Raw genomic sequence first — 21,429 nt, forward strand, 5'->3', positions numbered from 1 at the left:
GAGGTGGGTGTTTGCCCTTTCCTTTGCCGCCACTGGCCGGTTTCGTCAGCTGTTCTACGGGTGCTCAGCGTTGGCGTGCACCTCGGTGATGCGTTTCTCGCGCCGCACCAGGTACAGGCCGCTGCCCACGATGATGGCGGCGCCCAGCCAGGTGTGGGCGGCGGGCAGGGTCTGCCAGACCAGCCAGTCCAGCGCCACGCCCCAGGCCAGGGCGGTGTATTCGAACGGGGCCACGGCCGAGGCCTGGCCGTGGCGGAAGGCTTCGGTGATGGCGAGCTGGCCGACGAAGCCGGTGAGCGCGAGGGCCAGCAAGAGCAGCGCATCGGCAGATGCCATCGGCACCCATTGCGGTGCGGCCAGGATGCCACCGCCGACGGACATGAACACCATCATGGACAGGATCATGCTTTCGCTGCTGTCGGTGCGGCTCACCAGCCGCCCGGCCACCGCCGCCACGGCGTAACACAGCGCCGCGGTCAGCACCGCCAGGCCGCCCAGGGTGACGAATCCCGCCTGCAGGTCTTCGCCGCTGGGGCGCAGGGCGATCAGCACACCGACAAAGCCCACGCCAATCGCCCACCAGTGGGCGCGCGGCACCCGCTCCTTGAGCACCGGCACCGACAGCGCGGTGATCAGCAGGGGGGCGATGAAAAACAGCGTGTAGGTGGCCGAGAGCGGCAGCTCGCGCACACCGCGGGTGAACAGCGCCAGCATGATGACGCCCAACACGCCGCGCAGCAGGTGCAGTTTCCAGCGGATGCGCAGCACCGACGGCCAGGCGCCGCGCCAGCTGATGTAGGCCAGCACCAGCGGCAGCGCCGTGAGCCCGCGCAGCGTGGCGATCTGCAGCACCGGGTAGCGCGCAGACAGGGTCTTGAGCACCGCGTCCATGAGCGCAAAGGCCCCCACCGCCATCAGCATGAAGGTGATGCTGCGCAGATTGCCTTGGGCGTGGTGGGCGGAGGAGGTCATGGGCGCGGAAGAAAAGCTGCGCAGTGTGCCTGAAAGAAGTCGCTGGCCAAGGCTCCACACGCGGCACCACAGAGGGAGCCGCTGCCCGGCACATGCCAAGGAACCGCCATCACTTGCCGGGGGAAAACTCAGACAGCAAAAACATCCCCCAAGAGGAAGGGCCGTTCCCCAGCACACGCCGAAGATCCGGCTTCGCCGGTCCAAGGGCGTGGTCCCCCTGGGGGGAAGTCGCGCAGCGGCGCAGGGGGGTTAGTCAATATAGTCAACGGTATCCGGATCAGGCACCTCGCCAATCGCCTGGCGGGTGCGCTCGGCCTCTTTCAGCAGCCAGTCGCAGAAGGCCTTGACCTCCGGGCGCACCACGCTGCGCGGTGCCTGCACCAGCCAGTACACCAGGGGCGAGTCCAGCCGCATGCCGGGCAGCGGCTCGACCAGGTCGCCGCTGGCCAGGCTCTCGGCCACGAGCGGCATGCGGGCCAGCGCCACGCCCTGGCCGGTGAGCGCGGCCTGCACGATCTGGTTGGCGTAGTTGAAATACAGCCAGCGCTGCGGCGTGAGCCGCGCCTTGGGTCTGGCCGCGCCAGGCCCGGCTTTGGCGCGCGCGCCGCCGGTGGCTGGGGCGGGGGTGGCGAAGTGGTCGAACCAGCGCTGCCAGGTCAGCCACTCCAGGTGGCGCGTGCGGTGCGCGTCGCCGGCTTCGATGAGGGTGATCTTCGACAGGTCTTCCACCTTGCTCAGGCGGTGCGTCTTGAGCAGCCAGGGGCTGGCCACCGGGGTGAGTTGTTCGCCAAACAGCCGGATCGCATGGGCCGGCATGGCCTGGGGCACGGCGTAGCGCAGGGCCAGGTCCACGTCGGCGGTGGCCAGATCGATCGCGGCGTCGGAGGCGTCGATGCGGATGTCGATGTCCGGGTGCTCGCGCTGGAAGGCTTCGAGGCGCGGAATCAGCCACATCGAGGCGAACGAAGCCCAGGTGGTGATGGCCACGCTCTTGCGCCCCACGTTCTGGCGGATCTGCCGCACGGCCGCATCAATGCGCTCCAGCGCCACCCCGCTGGCGCGCAGCAGCTGCGAGCCCGCGCTGGTGAGCTCCACCGCGCGCGTGTGGCGCAGGAAGAGGGCGGCGCCCACCTCGTCTTCCAGGGCCTGGATCTGCCGGCTCACCGCGCTCTGCGTGAGGGAGAGCTCCTCGGCGGCGGCGCGGAAGTTCAGGTGCCGGGCGACGGCGTCAAAGGCGCGCAGATGCCCGGCGGAGATCGGGCGGGTGCGGGGATGGCTGGCCGGAAGCGACATGGGCAGGTCCAATCAATTGATGCGGTATCCGAATCAATAGCTTACCGCCATTTCATTGGACCCATGGACAAGGGCGCGGGAAGATGGCATCCGTGTTTTTGTCACTGGAGAACCGTATGTCACATCCCGCTGCTTCTTTGTCCGCCCGCCGTGCACCCATCGGCGCCTGGCGACTGCACCCCGGCCACGCCATGAGCCTGAGCCCGAAGAAGACCGCTGTGCTGCGCATCTTCTGCGGTCGGGTGTGGGTGACGCTGGGCGGCCCTTACCAGGGCGCGCCCAACGAACTGGGTGATCGTTTCCTGGGCCCGGGCGATGTGCTGGCCGTGCCACCCGGCGCCCGGCTGGTCATGGAGCCCGTTGCCCGCCCCGACGACGCCGGGCCGGTGCATTTCGACTGGTCCGACGCCACGGCGTCGGCGGCCCCCAGCCGCTTCGCCCGAGAAGTGGCGTCGCCCGCGCGCGACCTCGGCGAAGCGCTGGGTCGGGCGGGCGTGGCAACGGTGCGGGTGCTGCGCGGCCTGCTGGGCTACAGCGAGTTCCTGGCGGCCGGCCGGGGGCGGGTGCTGGGCCCGTACGAGGCCGGGCACTGGTGAGCCGGGCGCGGCCAGCGCCTGCCCGAGAAGGCCGCTAGCGTGCCGAGGACTTTTTGCGCTGCGGTGCCGGCTTTCGTGCCGCCACCGCGGCGCCCAGCGCCAGCCGGGCCCAGGGCGCCATCAGCGCGGGCGATTCCAGCGCGTCCTCGGGCGGCGTGTGGTAGTGCAAGCGCATGGTCTTGCCCTTGGCCTCGTACTGAAAAGGCCGCCCGCCCGCGGCCAGCCACTGGGGTTCGGTCTCGGCGTTGGTCTTGAGGAACAAGGTGTCCCAGGCAATGAGCCCCACGTTCATGCCGTCCACCGACAGGCCATAGCCCCCGAACATGCGCACGGCCTTGCACGAGCCGAGACAGGACAGCAGCTCGCAGGCGTGCAGCACAAAAGGATCGATGATGGGTTTGGTGGCCATGCGCGCATGGTAGTCAACGGCAATCGACGTGCCAACCCACCAAGCGCGATCAAGGGAACTCATGCCCGCGCAAAGTGCCAACAGACCCCGCGCGAGTGAGCGTGGCCTGTCCGGCGTGAAGTGTCTTGGCCCAGAACGCCTCGGAACTGGCTTCGCCAGGCCGCAGGCGTTGCCCCTTGAGGGGCTGAGCGGCTACGCGCAGCGAGCAAGCGATGGGGGTGGTCCGGTTTTCAGGGCGCGGTGGAACCGGCTTCGCCGGGCCACTCGCGCCGCCCCTTGGGGGGTGACGGCCGTCAGGCCGGCGCGGGGGGAGCCCATCCTGGCCATGGGTGGACAATGTCCACCCATGGCCCGCCCCAGATCCGCCACCCACGACCTCAAGCGCGACGAAATCCTCGACGTCGCGGCGCAGTGTTTTGCCCGCCAGAGCTTCCCGGCCGCGAGCATGAACACCATCGCCACCGCCTGCGGCACCAGCAAGGCACGGCTCTACCACTATTACGAGAGCAAGGAAGCGATCCTCTTCGACCTGCTCGACCGCTACACCCAGCGGCTGCTGGCGCTGATCGGCGAGGCCGAGGCGCGGGCCCAGCGCAAGAACCTGAGCGAGCGCGATGCGCTCAACGAACTGGTGCGCGCGTTCCTGGCCGAATACGAAAGCTCGGCCACGCGCCACGTGGCGCTGGTGTCCGACACCAAGTTCCTGGGCGAGGCGCAGCGCGAGCTCATCCTGAACCGCCAGCGCGACGTGGTGGCCGCCTTCACCCGCTTCCTCAAACGCGCCTACCCCGAGCGCGTGACGCCGGCCAACCAGACCGCGCTGACCATGATGCTGTTCGGCATGATCAACTGGACCTTCACCTGGCTGCGCCCGGGCGGCCCCATGAGCTACGCCGCTTTTGCCGACGAGGTGGTGGCCGTGCTCGAAAAAGGCCTGGGAGGCTGAGGGCCTTTGAGGCATGCCCGCTCACCCCGCGCGCCGGCCCACCGGCTACCGGGCGTTTCCTGGGTGTGGTGCGGGGTTATTCGTTCACCAATGTGAAATTGATTTCGTTTAGGTAAAATTTCACCGGTTGTCGATTCGCGCGTCCGCGCCCCACAGGAGACCCCCATGAGCAAAGCCTTCGCTTCCCAGGCCGACCTGGAAGACAAAAAGATCACCTTCGAACAGCTCAGCCCGCACTGCTGGGCCTACACCGCCGAGGGCGATCCGAACTCGGGCGTCATCATCGGCGACAAATACATCATGGTCAGCGACGCCACCGCCACGCCGGCCATGGCGCGCGACCTGATCCAGCAGATCCGCAAGGTCTCGGACAAGCCGATCAAGTACGTGCTGCTGACCCACTACCACGCGGTGCGCGTGCTGGGCGCCAGCGCCTACCTGGCCGAGGGCGCCACCGAAGTCATCGCCAGCCAGGGCACCTACGAACTGATCGTCGAGCGCGGCGCGCAGGACATGCAGAGCGAGATGGAGCGCTTCCCGCGCCTGTTCCGTGGCGCCGACAGCGTGCCCGGCCTGACCTGGCCCACCATGGTGATCGGTGGCGGCGACGCGACCCAGGGCGAGGTGCCCGGCAAGCTCAGCATCGACCTGGGCGGTGTGACGGTGCAGATCTGGAGCCCTGGCCACGGCCACACCCGTGGCGACACCATCGCCTGGGTGGCGGACGAAAAAGTGCTGTTCAGCGGCGACCTGGTGGAGTACGAAGCGGGTGTCTACACCGGCGACGCCCAGCTCGAAGAGTGGCCCGCCACGCTCGAAGCCCTGCGTGCCTTGAAGCCCGAATTCATCGTGCCCGGCCGCGGCGAGGCCATGAAGGGCAACGCCGACGTGAACAAGGCGCTGGACTACACGAAGCGCTGGGTCACCACCCTGTTCCAGGCCGGCAAGGAGGCCGCCGCCGCCGGCATGGACCTCAAGGCCGCCATGGCCCACACCCGCAAGAGCATGGACCCGGTGTTCGGCCATGTGTTCATCTACGAACACTGCCTGCCGTTTGACGTGAGCCGTGCCTACGACGAAGCCAGCGGCATCAAGAACCCGCGCATCTGGACCGCCGAGCGCGACATGGAGATGTGGAAGTCGCTGCAGGGCTGAGGTGGTTCCCTCAAGCTCACAGCAAAAGACCCGCCTCGGCGGGTCTTTGTTTTGGGGCAGCGCCCGGTGGGTCCCCGCAAGGGGTCATTCGGTCCCGGACGTCGTCGTTGACTGGGTGGATGTGCTTGTCTGGCTGGCCGGCTCCACCGTGATCTCTTCGGTCGTGCTGCCCTCCCGGCCCGCGCTGTCCGTGACCGTGAGGGTGACGGTGTAGGTGCCCGCGGCGGTGTAGGTGTGGCTGACCGCCTCGCCCTTGGCGCTGCTGCCATCGCCGAAATCCCACTCGTAAGACGTCGCGACGGTATCGGCCGGCGTTTTCGAGATCACGGTCCCGGAGCCGTCGAAGGTCACCGATTCACCCACCGTGGCCGGCGAGGGGTCGGCGCTGATGATGGCGATCGGGTTGCAGGCGGCGAGCAGCACCACCGCACTGACCAGCAGCGGTTTGCACCAGGAAAGAAGTTGTTGGCGGGAGATCATGGTCTGGAAAACAGGTGGTTGGTGGGACGGGTGGTGTGGGTTCCAAGGGCGAACGCGGTGGTCGGTCTCCAGGCCTTTGCTACCATGCCGCACCACAAAAAGCCTGCCTTCATGACGCCATCGACCGCCCTGTTCGGGCATTCTGCCACCGACTGGGGCATTGTTGCCGTGTTCGCGGTGGTGTACCTCGGCATGTTCCTCGGCGGCCTGCCGCGCCTGAAGCTGGACCGTTCGGGTGTGGCCCTGCTCGGCGCCATCGCGGTGATCGCGCTGGCCGGCCTGCCGCTGGAGCAGGTCGCGCGCACGGTGGACCTGCCCACCATCGTGCTGCTGTTCGCCTTCATGGTGGTGTCGGCCCAGATGCGGCTGGGCGGTTTCTACGCCGAAGTCACGCGCCGTGTCGGTGCCATGCCGCTCTCACGCCCTGGGCTGCTGGCGGCGCTGATCGCTGTGGCCGGCGCGCTGTCGGCGGTCTTTTCCAACGACATCATCTGCCTGGCCATGACGCCGGTGGTCGCGCGCCTGTGCCTGCAGCGCGGGCTGAATCCGCTGCCGTTCCTGATCGGCCTGGCCTGCGCCGCCAACATCGGCTCGGCCGCGACGCTGATCGGCAACCCGCAGAACATGCTGATCGGCTCCGTGCTGCAACTGCCGTTCGGCGGCTATGTGCACCAGGCGCTGCCACCGGTGGTGTTGAGCCTGGGCCTGCTGTGGTTGTGGCTGGCCTACGGGCCGGGGGCACGCACGGGGGCGGGCGAACCGCGCCGCCCGGCGGACATAGCGCTGCTGCCGGCCGCGAGCCCGGAAGAGGAGCCCGCATTCGACCGCTGGCAGACCACGAAGGGACTGGCGGTGGCCACGGCCCTGATGGGCATCTTCCTGTTCACCGACTGGCCGCGCGACGTGGCGGCGCTGGTCGGTGCGGGCGTGCTGCTGCTGAGCCGGCGCCTGCATTCCTCGCACGTGATGGGTTTTGTGGACTGGCCGCTCCTGTTGCTGTTCATCGGCCTGTTCGTGGTCAACCACGCGTTCGAAACCACCGGTCTGGCGGCGCAGGCGGTGGCATGGATGTCCAGCCAGGGCGTGCACCTGGCCGACCCCGGGCCGCTGCTGGTGCTGGGTGTGGCGCTGTCCAACCTGGTCTCCAACGTGCCGGCGGTCATGCTGCTGTTGCCGCACCTGGGCGCCAACGCCAGCGAGGCGGGCACGATGCTCGCGCTGGTGAGCACCTTCGCCGGCAACCTGCTGCTGGTGGGCTCGATCGCCAACCTGATCGTGGCCGACCTGGCCGCGAAGCAGGGCATCGGCATCGACTGGAAGCGGCATGCGCTCACCGGCATCCCGGTGACGCTGGCCACGCTGGTGGTGGTGTGGGGCTGGATGCGCTGGATCAGTGGATAGACGACAGGAACTGCTGCAGTTCCGGCGTTTGCGGGCTGCCAAAGAGTTCCGCCGGCGGACCCATCTCGTGCACCCGCCCCTGGTGCATGAAGATCACGCGGTCGCTCACCTTGCGCGCGAAGCCCATCTCGTGCGTGACCATCAGCAGGGTCATGCCCTCGTCGGCCAGCGACTCCACCACGCGCAGCACCTCGCCCACGAGTTCGGGGTCGAGCGCGGAGGTGATCTCGTCGCAGAGCAGCACGCTGGGCTCCATGGCCAGCGCGCGCGCGATCGCCACGCGCTGCTGCTGGCCGCCGGAGAGCTGGTCGGGGAATGCGTCGAACTTCTCGCCCAGGCCCACACGGTCCAGTAGCTGGCGCGCCTTGGCCTCGCCGGTTGTGGTGTCGGTCTTCTTCACCAGGCCGGGCGCGAGCATCACGTTCTTGCCCACGCTCAGGTGCGGGAACAGGTTGAAGTTCTGGAAGATCATGCCCACGTGCTGGCGCAGCTCGCGCATGGCCGCCGCGTTGCCGTGCAGCAGCGGCTGGCCGTCCACGCTCAGGCTGCCGCTCTGGAACACCTCCAGCCCGTTGATGCAGCGCAGCAGCGTGCTCTTGCCCGAGCCGCTCTTGCCGATGATGGCGATCACCTCACCCGGCTTGACCTGCAGGTCGATGCCCTTGAGCACCTCGTTGCTGCCGTAGGACTTGCGCAGCTGGTGGATGTCGACGACAGGTTTGATCGAGGCTTGGTCGGTTTGAGCATTCATGGTGTGGGCTCCATCAGAGGGGGAGTCGAATCCGGGGAAGGCGCTAAGCGACGCAGGGGGTACTCACCGGACCGCATTCATCTTCCTTTCGAGGGAGCGCGCGTACAGGCTCACGGGGAAGCACAGCGCAAAGTACAGAAGGGCCACACAGCTGTAGACCAGGAAGGGCTGGAAGGTGGCGTTGGTGATCATGGTGCCGGCCTTGGTGAGCTCGACGAAGCCGATCACCGAGGCCAGCGCCGTGCCTTTGACGACCTGCACCAGAAAGCCGACGGTGGGCGCGATGGCGATGCGCGTGGCCTGCGGCAGGATCACGTGGCGCAGCTGTTCGCCAAAGCTCAGCGCCAGGCTCTGCGCCGCTTCCCACTGGCCCTTGGGCACGGCGGCCACGCAGCCGCGCCAGATTTCCACCAGGAAGGCGCTGGTGTAGAGCGTGAGCGCCACGGCCGCAGCCATCCAGGCCGAGGTGTCGACGCCAAACAGCGCCAGACCGAAGTAGGCCAGGAACAGCTGCATCAGCAGCGGTGTGCCCTGGAACAGCTGCACGTAGCCGGCCACGAAGCGCTCGGCGCCGGGCCAGCGCGCGGTGCGCGCCACCAGCAGGGCGATGCCCACCAGGCCACCGCCGATGAAGGCGATCAGCGAAAGGCCCACCGTCCAGCGCGCGGCCAGCAGCAGGTTGCGGAAGATGTCCCACAAAGAAAAATCAACCACGGCGGCCTCCAAAGAGATAACGCGGGCCAGCCCAGTTGAGCAGCGCACGCACACCCACCGACAGCAGCAGGTAGATGCCGGTGGCGACGATGAAGGCCTCGAAGGCGCGGAAGTTGCGGCTCTGGATCAGGTTGGCCGCGTAGCTCAGCTCTTCGGTGGAGATTTGGCCACACACGGCCGAACCCAGCATCACGATGATGATCTGGCTGGTGAGCGCGGGCCACACCTTCTGCAGCGCGGGTGGCAGCACCACGTGCAGGAAGGTCTGCACGCGCGAGAGCGCCAGGCTGGCCGCGGCTTCGAACTGGCCCTTGGGCGTGGCATCGATGCCGGCGCGGACGATCTCCGCCGCGTAGGCGCCGAGGTTGATCACCATCGCGATCACCGACGCGATCTCGGGCGTGAGCTTCACGCCCGCGGCCGGCAGGCCGAAGAACACGAAGAACAGCTGCACGATGAAGGGCGTGTTGCGGATGAGTTCCACATAGCAGCCCACCACCCAGCGCAGCCACAGCGGGCCGCTGCTGCGCGCCCAGGCGCAGAGCGTGCCCACCACCAGGCCGATCACGGCCGAGATGGCGGTCAGGCCCAGCGTCCAGAGCACGCCTTTGGCGAGCAGTGGCCACTGCAGCAACACGGCGATGAAGTCGAGTTCGATGCGCATGCGGGTTCCCTCAATGCGTCAGGGGGTGCGAAGATCGATGCGCCGCCGGGCCGCCCCAAGGCGAATCAGCCCCCGGACCCGGCAAGGACCGGGGCCCTTCCCGTTCCTGGGGCAGCGACCCGCGCAGCGGTGGAGTGTGGGGGCTTGTTTCACTCGGGGAGGGTGCCCGCCGGACGGCCCAGCCACTTCTTGGCCAGGGCGTCGATCTCGCCCGACTTCTTGGCGGCGATGATGATGTCGTTCACCTTCAGGCGCAGCGCATCCTCACCCTTGGCCACGCCGATGAAGTTGGGGCTGTCTTTCAGCAGCAGCTTGTATTCAGCGCCCAACTGCGGGTTGCGCGCCATCATGTTGCCGGCCACCGAAGCGCCGGTGGCGATCAACTGGGTCTGGCCCGAGACGAAGGCCGAGACGGTGGCGTTGTTGTCTTCGAAGCGCTTCACGTCGGTCCCGGCGGGCGCGAGTTTGGTGAGTTCCTGGTCTTCGATGGCGCCGCGGGTCACGCCGATGGACTTGCCAGCGAGGTCGGCAAAGCTGGCGACCGCGAGCGACTTCGACGCGAACACGGCCTGGAAGAAGGGCGAGTAGGCGACGGTGAAGTCGATCACGGCCGAACGCTCGGGGTTCTTGCCCAGGGTGGAGATGACCAGGTCGGCCTTCTTGGTCTGCAGGTAGGGGATGCGGTTGGCGCTGGTCACGGGCACCAGCTCCAGCTTCACGCCGAGCTTGGTGGCGATCAGCTTGGCGGTGTCGATGTCCAGGCCCTGGGGCTGCAGGTCGGTGCCGACGAAACCGTAGGGCGGGAAGTCGGTGGGGATGGCGATCTTGATCGTCTTGGCCTTCATCACGTCATCGAGCGCGGTCTGGGCCTGGGCGGCGCCCAGGCTGGCGAAGGCGCCGAGCGCGACGGCGGTGGCGAGAAACAGGCGTTTGGTGGATTTCACAGCAAGGCTCCTAGGTAGGTTTCGGGGGCGGGAGGGGTGGGTTTGCGGGGGCGGCGGCCGGTCTTTTTGGCGGTACCGGGCGGGTTGCCGGGGGCGGCCTCGTGCAGCGGCGCCAGGGCTTCGCGCAGGTTGGCCAGGGGGTCGTTGGGCGCGTTCAGCCGCAGGGCGGCCTGCACCTGGCCGATGTGCGCCTGCATCAGGCGCTCGGCGTGTTCGGTGTCGCCACGCTCCAGCGCCTCGACGATGTCCACGTGGTCCTGGCAGGACTGCACCGCGTCGTGCGTGGACTGGTAGAGCATGGCGATGAGCGTGGTGCGGGCGGTGAAGTCGCGCAGCGTGTCGGCCAGCAACTGGTTGCCCAGGCATTCGGCCAGGCAGACATGGAAGTCGCCCAGCAGGTAGCTGCGCTGGCCCACATCGCTGCCCTTGAGGGCGGCCTTTTCCTGCTTGAGGTGCTGGCGCAGGCGCTGCAGCGCGGCCTTGTCCATCGGGCCGGCCTGGCGGATCAGGCCCATCTCGATCACGCGGCGCGCCTCGAAGGCTTCGCGTGCTTCGTCGTGCGAGGGCTGCACCACGTACCAGCCGCGGCGCGAACTCACGGTGACGATGCCGCGCGCGGCCAGCCGCATGAGGGCCTCGCGCACCAGGGTGCGGCTGCAGTCGAACAGGATGGACAGGTTCTGCTCACCCAGGCGCGCACCCGGCGCGAGCCGCTGCGCGAGGATGGCTTCGACGATGCGCTGGGCAATGACTGTGGAATTCACCATGCCGCTTTATATGCGAATTCCGTGCCATGTCATACAAGTCTTGTATGCAAGATATGTGCACCAGTCTTGTGCAAAAGACCGAAGCGATGCTGCCGCATGCACCAGCGAAGCGTGCGCGGCGGCGCCGTTGTGGTGCCCTGGCCGGGTGCGCGGACGCGGTGCTCAGTGCGCGGCCATCAGCGCGCGCAGGTCTTGCTCGTAACCCTTGAGCACGTCGACGGCGTGGGCGCGCTGCTCCGGGCTGGTGCTGTTGTGCAGGGCGGCGAACTGCTCGCAGCCCTCGCGCACCAGGCTTTCGCTGTAGGCGTGAAAGCCGGGCACGGGCGCGCGCATCACGCGGTCGTGCCAGGCGCGCAGGGCCACCACGGCGGCGGCATGGGTCGCCGGGGGCGTCGTGGCGCTGCTGCTGCCGTTGTTGCCGCCCGTATGGCCGAGCAGGCTGCGCAGCGTCTGCAGCAGATCGCTCTGGCGCCGCAGGCGTTCGGCGTGGACGCGCTGGGGATCGAATGCCGACTGGCGCAACCGGTTGGTGAGCAGGGTGGTCTGCGCGTCGTTGAGCGTGCCGTACAGCGTCTCGTAGCGGCTGATCGCCTTGTCCAGCAGCCGGTCCAGGCGCTGCTCGGGGCTGCCGCGCAGATAGTCCTTTTCAAAGACCTGGTTGCTCTTGGCGTAGTGCCGCTCCATGTGTTGCAGCTGATCGGGCGTGAGCTGCAGGGCCAGCCGGGCCAGGGGCTCCAGGCTGCGGTCGATCAGCCGCAGGTAGCTGCTGCGCAGGCGCTCGAACTGGATGCAGGTGATCTGGGCGGTGCTGTCTTTCGCCGCCAGCTGTTGCCACTGCAGCAGCATGCCGGTGTAGATGGGCAGCTCGGTGCTGCGGTGCCAGGCGAAAAAATCGTCGATGTCGCGGCGCAGCTGGACCGACTGCGGGTCGTTCAGGTCGGTGTAGCCATCGATCCACCAGTACACCAGATTGGGCGCCTGGTTGTAGGCCTGACGGGTCGCGCTGCAGGCGCCCAGCAGGAGCGTGAGCAGGGCCAGCGCGAGGGCCAGCACACCATGGCGCAACGAGCGGCGGGAGATAATCCGCGGCAGGTTTTGTCCCAGATTCATTCCGTGGCCCGGCGCGGCCCCAGCAAAGGTGTTCATGACTTTCCCAGTGGATGTGGTGGTGATGGCGGCGGGCAAGGGCACGCGCATGAAGAGCCTGCGGCCCAAAGTGTTGCACCGATTGGGCGGGCGTGCACTGGCCCAGCATGTGATCGACACGGCGGCCCGGATGTCGGCGCGTTCGGTGGTGGTGATCACCGGGCATGGGGCCGATGCGGTGGAGGCCGCTTTGCGCGCGCCCGAGGCCATGGCGCTGCGTTTCGTGCGCCAGGAGCCGCAGCTGGGCACCGGCCACGCGGTGCAGCAGGCTGTGCCGGTGCTGGCGGACGACGGGGTCGTGCTGATCCTCAACGGCGACGTGCCCCTGATCGGGCGCGCCACGCTGGCGGCCCTGCTGAAAGCCTGCGCCGGCCAGCACCTGGCCCTGCTCAGCGTGGACACGGGCGAAGACGCGGGCGGTTACGGGCGGATCGTGCGCGACACCGACGCGGACCGTTCGGTGGTGGCCATCGTCGAAGCCAAGGATGCCGATGCGGCGCAGCGGAGCATCACCGAGTGGTACAGCGGTGTCATGGCCGCGCCGGCCGAGCTGCTTAAGTCGCTGCTGGCCTGCCTGTCCAACGACAACAGCCAGCGCGAGTACTACCTGACCGACGTGGTCAAACACGCGGTGGCGCAGGGCATGTCGGTGCGAGCCATCACCACGCGGGACGCGGTCGAGGTGGCCGGCGTCAACAGCCCGCAGCAGCTCGCGCAGCTGGAGCGGGCCTACCAGCGGCGCGTGGCCGAGGCGCTGATGGAGCAGGGCACCCGCCTGGCCGACCCGGCGCGGCTGGACGTGCGGGGCGAACTGCTGTGCGGCCAGGACGTGGAGATCGACGTCAACTGCGTGTTCGAAGGCCGCGTGGCGCTGGGCGCGGGGGTGCGCATCGGTGCGAACTGCGTGATCGCCAACGCGGTCATCGAGGCGGGCGCGGTGATCCACCCGTTCACCCACATCGACGGCGAAAAACTCGGCGTCACGGTCGGCCGCGGATCGTTGGTGGGGCCGTTCGCGCGCCTGCGTCCGGGCGCGGTGCTCGGGTCCGAGGTGCACATCGGCAACTTCGTGGAGGTGAAGAACTCCACCCTCGCCGACGGCGCCAAGGCCAACCACCTGGCCTACCTGGGCGACGCCACGGTGGGCGAGCGGGTGAACTACGGCGCGGGCAGCATCACGGCCAACTACGACGGCGCCAACAAGCACCGCACCGTGATCGAGGCCGACGTGCACGTGGGCAGCAACTGCGTGCTGGTGGCGCCGGTCACCCTGGGCGCCGGTGGCACCGTGGGCGGGGGCTCCACCATCACCAAGAGCACGCCGCCGGGCGCGCTGTCGGTGGCGCGTGGCAAGCAGGTCAGCCTGCCGAACTGGCAGCGGCCCAGCAAGAGCAAGGGCTGAGAACCGGCCCTGCGATCCGGGTCAGTGCGACCGGGAGCGCTGCGCAGGCGGGCGCTGCCGGTTCTGGCGTTCGATCTCGTCTTCGCCCAGGTTCATCAGCCCGCTCAGCCCCATCACCTCGGAGTCCCGGAAGCTGGTGACCGGGTGCAGCTGGTCGAACTCCGAGATCCGGGATTCCAGCTGTTGCTGGGGAGTTTCGACTTCTTCCTTGGGTTTGGGCTGGGGCAGCGCCGCCAGGTTGAGCTGGGTGCGGAAATCGGCCGGTGAGGGCATGCGGTGGATGCTGTTCTTGAGCAACAGAAAACGCACGCCGGCGGTCTTGAGGATGCGGTTCTTGATCTTCACCTGATGCTCCTTGGCCTTGGCGTTGCTCAGGTGGAACTGCTCGATGTCGAACGCAAACTGGGGGCGACCGTCTTCGCCGCACACCACGAAATCCACCTTCTGGGTCCTCAGCCGTTCCTGGGCGTTCTTGTGGTCGGCGGCACGCCGGACCGAGAGCATGTCCTTGAGTGGCAGGTTGGGCAGCACCACGTGGCCGGGGAAGGTGTCGTGCAGGTAGTCCAGCATCTGCACCTGCTCGGGCGTGAGCACGCGCTCGGGGGTGTAGCGGTCATCGCGTCCCGAGCCTTTCTCGGTATTGCGGCGGTAGTAGAGCCAGCCACCCAGCGCGGCCAGAGCCAGCACCACCATGAGAGCGATCCACAGGGCAAACATTCAACCTCCAGTTTGTTGCTGATTCCAGCCAGTTGCTGATTTTTGTGGTCGGATTCTAGGAGCCTGTAACCGGTTTTTGGCCGTTCTAACGCTTTGTTACCGCGCGATGACGGCCTCGCCGACGGGCTGCAGCGCCAGGCGCGGCTCGAATTTGGCCCGCTTGATGCTGAAAAAGCTCTTGACGTTGCGCACGTTGGCATCGCTGGTGAACAGGCGTTGCGCCAGCGCAAGGTAGGCCGGCATGTCCGGCACGTGCACCACCAGCATGAAGTCGGGGCCCGGGCTGACGCGGTAACACTGCTGCACCGCCGCTTCGGCCACGGCGCGTGCTTCGAAGGCGTCCAGCTGCTCGGCGCCCTGGCGTTCCAGTGTGATCTCGAGCAGGGCCGTCAGACCATGGCCCACCAGCGGAGCGAGCCGGTCGGCGCTGAGCAGGGCCACCTGGCGCTCGATCAGGCCCAGGTCGCGCAGGCGCTTGATGCGCCGCAGGCTGGTGGGCGGTGAGAGGTGGGCCAGCTCGGCCAGGGCCTGGTTGCTGCGGGAGGCGTCGGTTTGCAGCAGATCGAGCAGGCGAAGATCGGCGTCGTCTATGTTCATTTACTTTGATTCAAGTAATTTTATGGAATAAAAAACCATAATCATCTTTGTATGAAATTATCGGTCATTGAAAATAAAAAAATGGCCTGAAATTTCTTCTTTGGCTGTATAGCATGCACAGCATCGATTTTTCAAGGAGCGCGGTATGTGCGGCATCGTGGCTGGGGTTTCGGGGCGTGACATCGTGCCCGTGTTGGTTCAGGGACTGCAGCGGCTGGAGTACCGCGGCTACGACTCCTGCGGTGTGGCGGTCTATTCCGATGGTCTGCGGCGCGCGCGCAGCACGGCGCGTGTGGCGGAGCTCGCGGAGCAGGTAAAGGCCGAGGGCATCGCCAGCGGCACCGGCATCGCCCACACGCGCTGGGCCACCCACGGCGCGCCCGTCGTGCACAACGCCCACCCGCACTTCAGCCACGGGCCGGCCAACACCTCCGCCAACGGCACGGCCGGCCACGTCGCCCTGGTGCACAACGGCATCATCGAAAACCACGACGAACTGCGCGCCGCCCTGCAGGCCAAAGGCTATGTGTTCGAGAGCCAGACCGACACCGAAGTCATTGCCCACCTGATCGACTCGCTCTACGAGGGTGACGTGTTTGCCGCATTGCAGGCGGCGGTGACGCAACTGCACGGCGCCTATGCGCTGGCGGTGTTCCACAAGGACGAACCGCACCGCGTGGTGGGCGCGCGCGCCGGCTCGCCGCTGGTGCTGGGCGTGGGGGATGGCGGCCAGGAGCATTTCCTGGCCAGCGACGCCATGGCGCTGGCCGGCGTGACCGACCAGATCGTCTACCTCGAAGAGGGCGATCTGGTGGACCTGCAGCTCGGCCGCTACTGGGTGACCGATGCCCAGGGCCGCAGTTTCGACGCGGCCCAGCGCCCGGTGAAGACCGTGCACGCGCACAGCGGCGCGGCCGAGCTCGGCCCCTACCGCCACTACATGCAAAAGGAGATCTTCGAGCAGCCGCGCGCCATCGGCGACACGCTCGAAGGCGTCGAGGGCATCACGCCCGAGCTGTTCGGTGATGGCGCCTACCGCGTGTTCAAGGACATCGACAACGTGCTCATCCTCGCCTGCGGCACCAGCTACTACAGCGGCTGTGCGGCCAAATACTGGCTGGAAGACATCGCGCGCATCCCCACCCAGGTGGAAGTGGCCAGCGAATACCGCTACCGCACCAGCGTGCCCAACCCGCGCACGCTCGCGGTCACCATCACGCAGAGCGGCGAAACCGCCGACACCCTGGCCGCGCTGCGCCACGCCCAGGGCCTGGGCATGCGCCACACGCTGACCATCTGCAACGTGGCCACCAGCGCCATGGTGCGCGAATGTGAGCTGGCCTACATCACGCGCGCCGGGGTTGAAATCGGCGTGGCCTCCACCAAGGCGTTCACGACGCAGCTCGCCGGCCTGTTCCTGCTGACGCTGGCGCTGGCCCAGGTGCGCGGCCACCTGAGCGACGAGCAGGAGGCCCAGCACCTCAAGGCCATGCGCCACCTGCCCGTGGCGCTGCAGGCCGTGCTGGCACTGGAGCCGCAGGTGATCAGCTGGGCCGAAGATTTCGCGCGCATGGACAACGCGCTGTTCCTCGGCCGTGGGCTGCACTACCCGATCGCGCTCGAAGGCGCCTTGAAGCTCAAGGAGATCAGCTACATCCACGCCGAGGCCTACCCCGCCGGTGAACTCAAACACGGCCCGTTGGCCCTGGTCACCAGCGCGATGCCGGTGGTCACCGTGGCGCCCAACGACACCCTGCTCGAAAAACTCAAGAGCAACATGCAGGAAGTGCGCGCGCGCGGCGGCGTGCTCTACGTGCTGGCCGACGCCGACACCCGCATCGGCAGCAGCGAAGGCATCCACGTCATCCGCATGCCCGAGCACTACGGCGCGCTGTCCCCCATCCTGCACGTGGTGCCGCTGCAATTGCTGGCGTATCACACGGCACTGGCCAAGGGCACGGATGTGGACAAGCCCAGGAACCTGGCCAAGAGTGTGACGGTGGAGTGACGGGTTCGGCATCTCGCCCTCGCGCCTGCGCAACCGGTCCGGCGTGCCGGGTCAGGGCACCGCGGAGCTGTCCCCTTCCCATCCGTCGCCAGGGCAGCGCTGCCCACCGCAGCCGGACAACGGCGGTGGGCGGCCTGACGCGGACCACGTCAGTTCGTGGGTCAAGCGGCCAGCTTCAGTTGGTCGTGGGGGTCGATGACGAACTTCTTCGGCGCACCGGCGTCGAAGGCCGCATAGCCCCTGGGTGCGTCCTTGAGGGCAATCACCTCGACGCCCACCACGTCGGCGATGTGGATCCGGTCCCACAGAATCGCCTGCATCAGCGCGCGGTTGTACTTCATGACCGGTGTCTGGCCGGTGAAGAAGCTGTGCGACTTGGCCCAGCCCAGGCCCAGGCGGATGCTCAGTGAACCTTGTTTCGCTGCCTTGTCGGTGGCGCCTGGGTCTTCCGTGACGTACAGGCCCGGAATGCCGATCTTGCCCGCGGCTCGCGTGACCTCCATCAGTGCGTTGAGCACGGTGGCAGGGGCCTCTTCCTGCGACCCGGCATGACCGTGGCCACGCGCCTCGAAGCCCACGGCATCGATCGCGCAGTCCACCTCGGGTGTGCCCAGGATCTGGGCGATCTGCTCCCCCAGGCTGGCATCCAGGGACAGGTCCACCGTCTCGAACCCGACCTTGCGCGCATGGACCAGGCGCGCGGGATTGACGTCCCCGACGATCACGACAGCCGCACCCAGCAGCCGCGCCGACGCCGCCGCCGCCAGGCCCACGGGGCCGGCACCGGCCACGTACACGGTGCTGCCGGTTCCGACACCGGCCGTCACGGCGCCGTGGTAGCCCGTGGGCAGGATGTCGGACAGGCAGGTCAGGTCGCGGATCTTCTCGACCGCCTGTCCGCGATCGGGGAACTTCAGCAGGTTGAAGTCCGCGTAGGGCACCATCACGTATTCGGCCTGGCCGCCGATCCAGCCACCCATGTCGACATAGCCATAGGCGCCGCCCGCGCGCGACGGGTTGACGCTCAGGCAGACGCCGGTGTGCTGTTCCTTGCAGGTGCGGCAGCGCCCGCAGGCCACGTTGAAAGGCACCGACACGATGTCGCCGCGCTGCAGCGTCTCGACATCGCGCCCGACTTCGAGCACCTCACCCGTGATTTCGTGGCCCAGCACCAGACCGGCCGGGGCGGTGGTCCGGCCGCGCACCATGTGCTGGTCAGAGCCGCAGATGTTGGTGGTGAGCACCTTCAGGATCACCCCGTGCTGGGCGGTGCGTCCCATCGGGTTCAGGAGTTCGGGAAAAGGGATGGACTGGACCTCGACGTGGCCCTGGCCCAGGTACACGACACCGCGGTTGGTTGACATAGTTGTCTCCTCTGTTGGATGGGGGGGAATCCCCCCTGCCACTCTTGCAGATTGAGGAGAAGCGACTTGCCTCGATGCGACGCCGAGTTGTGTGGCGGCGGCAGGACTTCCTGCGGGTCAGGCCACGCGGACCAGCTTGGGCGGGCTCTTCGTCGCAGATGTGCGGCCGGCACTCGCCTTGTCGGCCTGCTGGCGACGTTCGTCGCTGGGGGCGTGGCCGAACAGGCTGCGGTAGGCCTTGCAGAAGTGTGACGACGACTGGAAGCCGCAGGCCACGGTGACCTGCATGATGGGCTGGCTGCTGTGCGTCAGCAATTCCTGGGCGCGGCGCAGCCGCAGGTTCATGTAGTACTGGGCCGGGTTCATGCTGAAGTAGCGGTTGAACAGGCGTTCGAGCTGGCGCAGCGACAACCCGACCAGACCCGCCAGCTCGATCAGCGACAGAGGCTCTTCGATGTTGGCGGCCATGATCTCGGCAGCCTCGGTCAGATGCTGGTAGCCGGGGCCGATGCATTCGGGCTGCGGGATGCGCTGGCGGTCGCTGCTGGCGCGCAGCCGCTCCACGATGAACTGTTCGGACACGGCCATCACCAGCTTGGGCCCATGGTGTCCGCGGATCAGGTGCAGCACCATGTGAAGAGGTGCCGTGCCACCCGAACAGGTGATGCGGTCGCGGTCGAAGATGAAGACCTCGGGCGTGAACCGCACCTTGGGAAACTCTTCGCTGATGGCCGCCAGGTTCTCCCAGTGGATGGCGCAGCGGTGGTTGTCCAGCAATCCCGCGCTGGCCAGGGCAAACGACCCGGTGCACAGAGCGCCCATGGCGGCGCCCCGGGCGGCGCACTGGCGCAGCAGCCGGCGCACCGGATCGGTGGTGGCCTGGCGGATGTTGAGGCCACCACAGACCAGCACGAGGTTGCAGGACGCCAGGTCCTCGGCGCTGCCGTTCGACGAGACGGTCAAGCCATTGCTGGCGACCGGTTGCGACGGCTCGGCCTGGACGACCGTCCACCGGTACAGCGTGCGGCGGCTGATGTAGTTCGCCATGCGAAGCGTCTCGACCGCGTTGGCAAAGGCGATCATCGAGAAGTCGTGGAGCAGAACGAAGCCCACATGGAAGCCTTCCTGGACAGGCGTCTCGCGGGGGAGGGAGGAATCGACAGGGAGGTGTGTCATCGTTCGCTCGCTTGGCTGCTCAGCTCTGCTTGTTCTCTCGGGCCGCGCCGAAACTTTCGGTGATGCGGTCCAGGATGATGGCGAGCAGCACCACGGCCAGCCCACTCTCGAATCCCAGGCCGATGTCCAGCCGCTGGATGCTGGCGAGCACGTCGTTGCCCAGTCCACCGGCGCCGACCATCGACGCAATGATCACCATCGAGAGCGCCATCATGATGGTCTGGTTGACGCCGGCCATGATGGTGGGCAGGGCGATGGGCAACTGCACCTTGAACAGCAACTGGGTCGACGTGCATCCAAAGGCATTGCCGGCCTCCACCTGCTCGGCACTCACCTGCCGGATGCCCAGGCTGGTCAGGCGCACCACCGGCGGCATGGCGAAGATCACCGTGGCCAGGATGCCAGGCACGCGACCGAGACCGAACAGCATCGCCGCCGGGATCAAGTAGACGAAGGCCGGCATGGTCTGCATGAAGTCGAGCATCGGCCGGATGACCGCGTTCACGCGGCGCGCGCGCGAACACCAGATGCCCAGCGGGATGCCGTAGAACAGGCTGATGAACGTCGCCGAGAGCGTCAGCGCCAGGGTGACCATGGTCTGCAGCCAGAACCCGGTCACGACGATCAGCGCCAGCGCCAGCGCCACGAACGTGCCGAACCGCCAGCTCACCCTGCGAACGCTCACCCCCACCGCCACCAGAATCACCAGCCAGAACGGGATGGACAGCATTGCGGTTTCGACCCACTGGGCGAACTGTTCGACCACCAGGCCGATGCCGTTGAACACGGCGGCGCCATGTTCCAGCAACAGCTGCACCCCGGCGTTGACCCAGCGCCCGAGGGGCAACATGTTTTCGGAGGCCTGGGTTACCTGTGAAAGCAGATCAGACATGGCGGGCCTCTTGTTCGATTTTCTGCAGCAGACTGCGGGCGGAGATGGACCCCAGCAAGCGATTGGCCCCGTCGAAGACGCCCACCGGTTGCTCGATGCCCAGCACGATCTTCATGGCTTCCGGCAGGGGGGTCTGGGCGGAGATGCGGTGGCCGCCGTTGAATATCTGGCCCTGCAACGAGGCGTCCAGCAGGTCCCCGGCCGTCAGGTAGCGCGAGGTGTCCACGCCCTTGAAGAACCGGCGCACGTAGTCGTTGGCCGGCCGGGTGATGATTTCGTGGGCCGTGCCCTCCTGCACCAGGTTGCCGCCTTCCATGATGCCGATGCGGCTGCCGATGCGCAGCGCCTCTTCGAGGTCGTGCGAGACGAAGATGACGGTGCGCCGGTGCTCGAGTTGCAGGTCCAGCATGAGCGACTGCATTTCCACACGCTTGAGCGGATCGAGGGCGGAGAAGGCCTCGTCCATCAGCAGGATCTGCGGATCGACGGCCAGCGCCCGGGCCAGCCCCACGCGCTGCTGCATGCCACCGGAGAGTTGCGCCGGGTACTTGGCGGCGTAGGTTTTCAGGCCCACCTGTTCCAGCACTTCCATGGCCCGCGATTCGCGCGTCTTGCGGTCCACCCCCGCCATTTCAAGACCGAAGGCCGCGTTGTCCAGCACGCTGCGGTGCGGCATGAGGGCGAAGGATTGAAAGACCATGGCAACGCGCCGGCGCCGCCATTTGACCAGTTCGTGTTGCGGCAAGGCGGCGATGTCTTCGCTGTCGATGTTGATCGAACCGGACGAGGGTTCAACCAGGCGGTTGATCAGCCGGATCAGGGTGGACTTGCCGGAGCCCGACAGTCCCATCAGCACATAGATGTCGCCAGGCGCCACATCAAAGCTGACGTTGTTCACACCGACCACATGGCCGGTGCGGGAAAAAACCTCGTCCTTGCTGAGCCCCTGGGCCAACAGCTTCTGCGCTTCTGAAATGTTGTTGCCGAAGATCTTGTACAGACTTCGAACACTGACTTTGGGTTTCTGCATCGTGG

The 21,429-nt window shown here is 67.3% G+C and carries 22 protein-coding genes; 6 read left to right on the plus strand and 16 right to left on the minus strand.

The genetic code is table 11. From position 1 onward, the window contains the following. Positions 1-54 precede the first annotated feature (54 nt). A complete protein-coding gene (locus AC07YZ_RS17920; RefSeq protein WP_226494562.1) occupies positions 55-972 on the minus strand; it encodes a DMT family transporter in 918 nt (305 codons plus the stop codon). Positions 973-1,221: 249 nt separating this feature from the next. Next, the gene (locus tag AC07YZ_RS17925) at positions 1,222-2,265 is read right to left on the minus strand and encodes a LysR substrate-binding domain-containing protein (RefSeq protein ID WP_494795715.1); all 1,044 of its coding nucleotides are present in this window, start codon (positions 2,263-2,265) and stop codon (positions 1,222-1,224) included. 116 nt (positions 2,266-2,381) lie between these two features. On the opposite strand from AC07YZ_RS17925, the gene AC07YZ_RS17930 reads away from it, so the two are divergent. After that, a complete protein-coding gene (locus AC07YZ_RS17930) occupies positions 2,382-2,861 on the plus strand; it encodes a DUF2917 domain-containing protein (RefSeq protein ID WP_226494560.1) in 480 nt (159 codons plus the stop codon). A gap of 34 nt (positions 2,862-2,895) precedes the next feature. Here AC07YZ_RS17930 and AC07YZ_RS17935 read toward each other — a convergent pair whose 3' ends face one another. Continuing rightward, the gene (locus AC07YZ_RS17935; protein WP_226494559.1) at positions 2,896-3,270 is read right to left on the minus strand and encodes a TfoX/Sxy family protein; all 375 of its coding nucleotides are present in this window, start codon (positions 3,268-3,270) and stop codon (positions 2,896-2,898) included. A 346-nt stretch (positions 3,271-3,616) separates the two neighbouring features. Here AC07YZ_RS17935 and AC07YZ_RS17940 point away from each other — a divergent pair, with 346 nt between their 5' ends. Both AC07YZ_RS17940 and AC07YZ_RS17945 read left to right on the plus strand, forming a co-directional pair. Next, entirely contained in the window at positions 3,617-4,216 is a 600-nt protein-coding gene (locus AC07YZ_RS17940; RefSeq protein ID WP_226494558.1) for a TetR/AcrR family transcriptional regulator, read from the plus strand. A 165-nt stretch (positions 4,217-4,381) separates the two neighbouring features. After that, positions 4,382-5,371 (plus strand): MBL fold metallo-hydrolase, encoded by a 990-nt coding sequence (locus tag AC07YZ_RS17945; protein ID WP_226494557.1) that lies wholly within the window; start codon positions 4,382-4,384, stop codon positions 5,369-5,371. 84 nt (positions 5,372-5,455) lie between these two features. Here AC07YZ_RS17945 and AC07YZ_RS17950 read toward each other — a convergent pair whose 3' ends face one another. Further along, the gene (locus tag AC07YZ_RS17950) at positions 5,456-5,851 is read right to left on the minus strand and encodes a PKD domain-containing protein (protein ID WP_226494556.1); all 396 of its coding nucleotides are present in this window, start codon (positions 5,849-5,851) and stop codon (positions 5,456-5,458) included. A gap of 111 nt (positions 5,852-5,962) precedes the next feature. Here AC07YZ_RS17950 and AC07YZ_RS17955 point away from each other — a divergent pair, with 111 nt between their 5' ends. Continuing rightward, entirely contained in the window at positions 5,963-7,252 is a 1,290-nt protein-coding gene (locus tag AC07YZ_RS17955) for an anion transporter (RefSeq protein WP_494795716.1), read from the plus strand. Here the strand turns inward: AC07YZ_RS17955 and AC07YZ_RS17960 are convergent. The 6 genes from AC07YZ_RS17960 to AC07YZ_RS17985 all read right to left on the minus strand — a co-directional run bounded on the left by AC07YZ_RS17960 (position 7,242) and on the right by AC07YZ_RS17985 (position 12,238). Beyond that, complete coding sequence (locus tag AC07YZ_RS17960; protein ID WP_494795717.1) at positions 7,242-8,003, minus strand: amino acid ABC transporter ATP-binding protein; 762 nt, start codon at positions 8,001-8,003, stop codon at positions 7,242-7,244. The genes AC07YZ_RS17955 and AC07YZ_RS17960 overlap by 11 nt on opposite strands. 63 nt (positions 8,004-8,066) lie before the next feature. Continuing rightward, positions 8,067-8,717: an amino acid ABC transporter permease gene (locus tag AC07YZ_RS17965; protein WP_494795718.1), complete on the minus strand. Its 651-nt coding sequence runs from the start codon at positions 8,715-8,717 to the stop codon at positions 8,067-8,069. Continuing rightward, positions 8,710-9,381, minus strand: a complete 672-nt coding sequence (locus AC07YZ_RS17970; protein ID WP_226494552.1) for an amino acid ABC transporter permease — start codon at positions 9,379-9,381, stop codon at positions 8,710-8,712. The genes AC07YZ_RS17965 and AC07YZ_RS17970 overlap by 8 nt, the downstream gene beginning before the upstream one ends. A 149-nt stretch (positions 9,382-9,530) precedes the next feature. After that, on the minus strand, positions 9,531-10,325 hold the full coding sequence (locus AC07YZ_RS17975) for a transporter substrate-binding domain-containing protein (RefSeq protein WP_494795719.1): 795 nt from the start codon (positions 10,323-10,325) through the stop codon (positions 9,531-9,533). Further along, entirely contained in the window at positions 10,322-11,092 is a 771-nt protein-coding gene (locus AC07YZ_RS17980) for a GntR family transcriptional regulator (protein ID WP_494795720.1), read from the minus strand. The genes AC07YZ_RS17975 and AC07YZ_RS17980 overlap by 4 nt, the downstream gene beginning before the upstream one ends. Positions 11,093-11,254: 162 nt before the next feature. Then, on the minus strand, positions 11,255-12,238 hold the full coding sequence (locus AC07YZ_RS17985) for a DUF6279 family lipoprotein (protein WP_494795721.1): 984 nt from the start codon (positions 12,236-12,238) through the stop codon (positions 11,255-11,257). Between AC07YZ_RS17985 and glmU the strand changes: the two genes are divergently transcribed. Next, on the plus strand, positions 12,237-13,640 hold the full coding sequence (gene glmU, locus AC07YZ_RS17990) for a bifunctional UDP-N-acetylglucosamine diphosphorylase/glucosamine-1-phosphate N-acetyltransferase GlmU (protein ID WP_494795722.1): 1,404 nt from the start codon (positions 12,237-12,239) through the stop codon (positions 13,638-13,640). The two genes, AC07YZ_RS17985 and glmU, sit on opposite strands and share 2 nt — an antisense overlap. 21 nt (positions 13,641-13,661) lie before the next feature. Here glmU and AC07YZ_RS17995 read toward each other — a convergent pair whose 3' ends face one another. Beyond that, positions 13,662-14,357, minus strand: a complete 696-nt coding sequence (locus AC07YZ_RS17995) for a DUF2726 domain-containing protein (protein ID WP_494795723.1) — start codon at positions 14,355-14,357, stop codon at positions 13,662-13,664. A 96-nt stretch (positions 14,358-14,453) separates the two neighbouring features. Further along, positions 14,454-14,954, minus strand: a complete 501-nt coding sequence (locus AC07YZ_RS18000; RefSeq protein WP_226494546.1) for an Lrp/AsnC family transcriptional regulator — start codon at positions 14,952-14,954, stop codon at positions 14,454-14,456. A gap of 145 nt (positions 14,955-15,099) precedes the next feature. Here AC07YZ_RS18000 and glmS point away from each other — a divergent pair, with 145 nt between their 5' ends. Continuing rightward, a complete protein-coding gene (gene glmS, locus AC07YZ_RS18005; RefSeq protein ID WP_494795724.1) occupies positions 15,100-16,962 on the plus strand; it encodes a glutamine--fructose-6-phosphate transaminase (isomerizing) in 1,863 nt (620 codons plus the stop codon). A 161-nt stretch (positions 16,963-17,123) separates the two neighbouring features. Here glmS and fdhA read toward each other — a convergent pair whose 3' ends face one another. The 4 genes from fdhA to AC07YZ_RS18025 all read right to left on the minus strand — a co-directional run bounded on the left by fdhA (position 17,124) and on the right by AC07YZ_RS18025 (position 21,424). Further along, entirely contained in the window at positions 17,124-18,326 is a 1,203-nt protein-coding gene (gene fdhA / locus AC07YZ_RS18010) for a formaldehyde dehydrogenase, glutathione-independent (protein WP_494795725.1), read from the minus strand. A gap of 117 nt (positions 18,327-18,443) precedes the next feature. Next, positions 18,444-19,502 carry a GlxA family transcriptional regulator gene (locus tag AC07YZ_RS18015; protein WP_226494543.1) on the minus strand — a complete coding sequence of 353 codons (1,059 nt, stop codon included), beginning with the start codon at positions 19,500-19,502 and terminating at the stop codon, positions 18,444-18,446. Positions 19,503-19,521: 19 nt separating this feature from the next. Further along, positions 19,522-20,394 carry an ABC transporter permease gene (locus AC07YZ_RS18020; protein WP_226494542.1) on the minus strand — a complete coding sequence of 291 codons (873 nt, stop codon included), beginning with the start codon at positions 20,392-20,394 and terminating at the stop codon, positions 19,522-19,524. After that, complete coding sequence (locus AC07YZ_RS18025; protein WP_494795726.1) at positions 20,387-21,424, minus strand: quaternary amine ABC transporter ATP-binding protein; 1,038 nt, start codon at positions 21,422-21,424, stop codon at positions 20,387-20,389. Before AC07YZ_RS18025 ends, AC07YZ_RS18020 begins: the two co-directional genes overlap by 8 nt. Between the last annotated feature and the right edge of the window lie 5 nt (positions 21,425-21,429).

The sequence above is a fragment of the Hydrogenophaga sp. GW101-3F08 genome (assembly GCF_059424585.1).

Excerpts from the sequence above, each read along its gene's own strand:
- AC07YZ_RS17920 (WP_226494562.1), bottom strand. The coding sequence starts at position 972 with ATGACCTCCTCCGCCCACCACGCCCAAGGCAATCTGCGCAGCATCACC.
- AC07YZ_RS17925 (WP_494795715.1), bottom strand. The coding sequence starts at position 2,265 with ATGTCGCTTCCGGCCAGCCATCCCCGCACCCGCCCGATCTCCGCCGGG.
- AC07YZ_RS17930 (WP_226494560.1), top strand. The coding sequence starts at position 2,382 with ATGTCACATCCCGCTGCTTCTTTGTCCGCCCGCCGTGCACCCATCGGC.
- AC07YZ_RS17935 (WP_226494559.1), bottom strand. The coding sequence starts at position 3,270 with ATGGCCACCAAACCCATCATCGATCCTTTTGTGCTGCACGCCTGCGAG.
- AC07YZ_RS17940 (WP_226494558.1), top strand. The coding sequence starts at position 3,617 with ATGGCCCGCCCCAGATCCGCCACCCACGACCTCAAGCGCGACGAAATC.
- AC07YZ_RS17945 (WP_226494557.1), top strand. The coding sequence starts at position 4,382 with ATGAGCAAAGCCTTCGCTTCCCAGGCCGACCTGGAAGACAAAAAGATC.
- AC07YZ_RS17950 (WP_226494556.1), bottom strand. The coding sequence starts at position 5,851 with ATGATCTCCCGCCAACAACTTCTTTCCTGGTGCAAACCGCTGCTGGTC.
- AC07YZ_RS17955 (WP_494795716.1), top strand. The coding sequence starts at position 5,963 with ATGACGCCATCGACCGCCCTGTTCGGGCATTCTGCCACCGACTGGGGC.
- AC07YZ_RS17960 (WP_494795717.1), bottom strand. The coding sequence starts at position 8,003 with ATGAATGCTCAAACCGACCAAGCCTCGATCAAACCTGTCGTCGACATC.
- AC07YZ_RS17970 (WP_226494552.1), bottom strand. The coding sequence starts at position 9,381 with ATGCGCATCGAACTCGACTTCATCGCCGTGTTGCTGCAGTGGCCACTG.
- AC07YZ_RS17980 (WP_494795720.1), bottom strand. The coding sequence starts at position 11,092 with ATGGTGAATTCCACAGTCATTGCCCAGCGCATCGTCGAAGCCATCCTC.
- glmU (WP_494795722.1), top strand. The coding sequence starts at position 12,237 with ATGACTTTCCCAGTGGATGTGGTGGTGATGGCGGCGGGCAAGGGCACG.
- AC07YZ_RS17985 (WP_494795721.1), bottom strand. The coding sequence starts at position 12,238 with ATGAACACCTTTGCTGGGGCCGCGCCGGGCCACGGAATGAATCTGGGA.
- AC07YZ_RS17995 (WP_494795723.1), bottom strand. The coding sequence starts at position 14,357 with ATGTTTGCCCTGTGGATCGCTCTCATGGTGGTGCTGGCTCTGGCCGCG.
- AC07YZ_RS18000 (WP_226494546.1), bottom strand. The coding sequence starts at position 14,954 with ATGAACATAGACGACGCCGATCTTCGCCTGCTCGATCTGCTGCAAACC.
- glmS (WP_494795724.1), top strand. The coding sequence starts at position 15,100 with ATGTGCGGCATCGTGGCTGGGGTTTCGGGGCGTGACATCGTGCCCGTG.
- fdhA (WP_494795725.1), bottom strand. The coding sequence starts at position 18,326 with ATGTCAACCAACCGCGGTGTCGTGTACCTGGGCCAGGGCCACGTCGAG.
- AC07YZ_RS18015 (WP_226494543.1), bottom strand. The coding sequence starts at position 19,502 with ATGACACACCTCCCTGTCGATTCCTCCCTCCCCCGCGAGACGCCTGTC.
- AC07YZ_RS18020 (WP_226494542.1), bottom strand. The coding sequence starts at position 20,394 with ATGTCTGATCTGCTTTCACAGGTAACCCAGGCCTCCGAAAACATGTTG.
- AC07YZ_RS18025 (WP_494795726.1), bottom strand. The coding sequence starts at position 21,424 with ATGCAGAAACCCAAAGTCAGTGTTCGAAGTCTGTACAAGATCTTCGGC.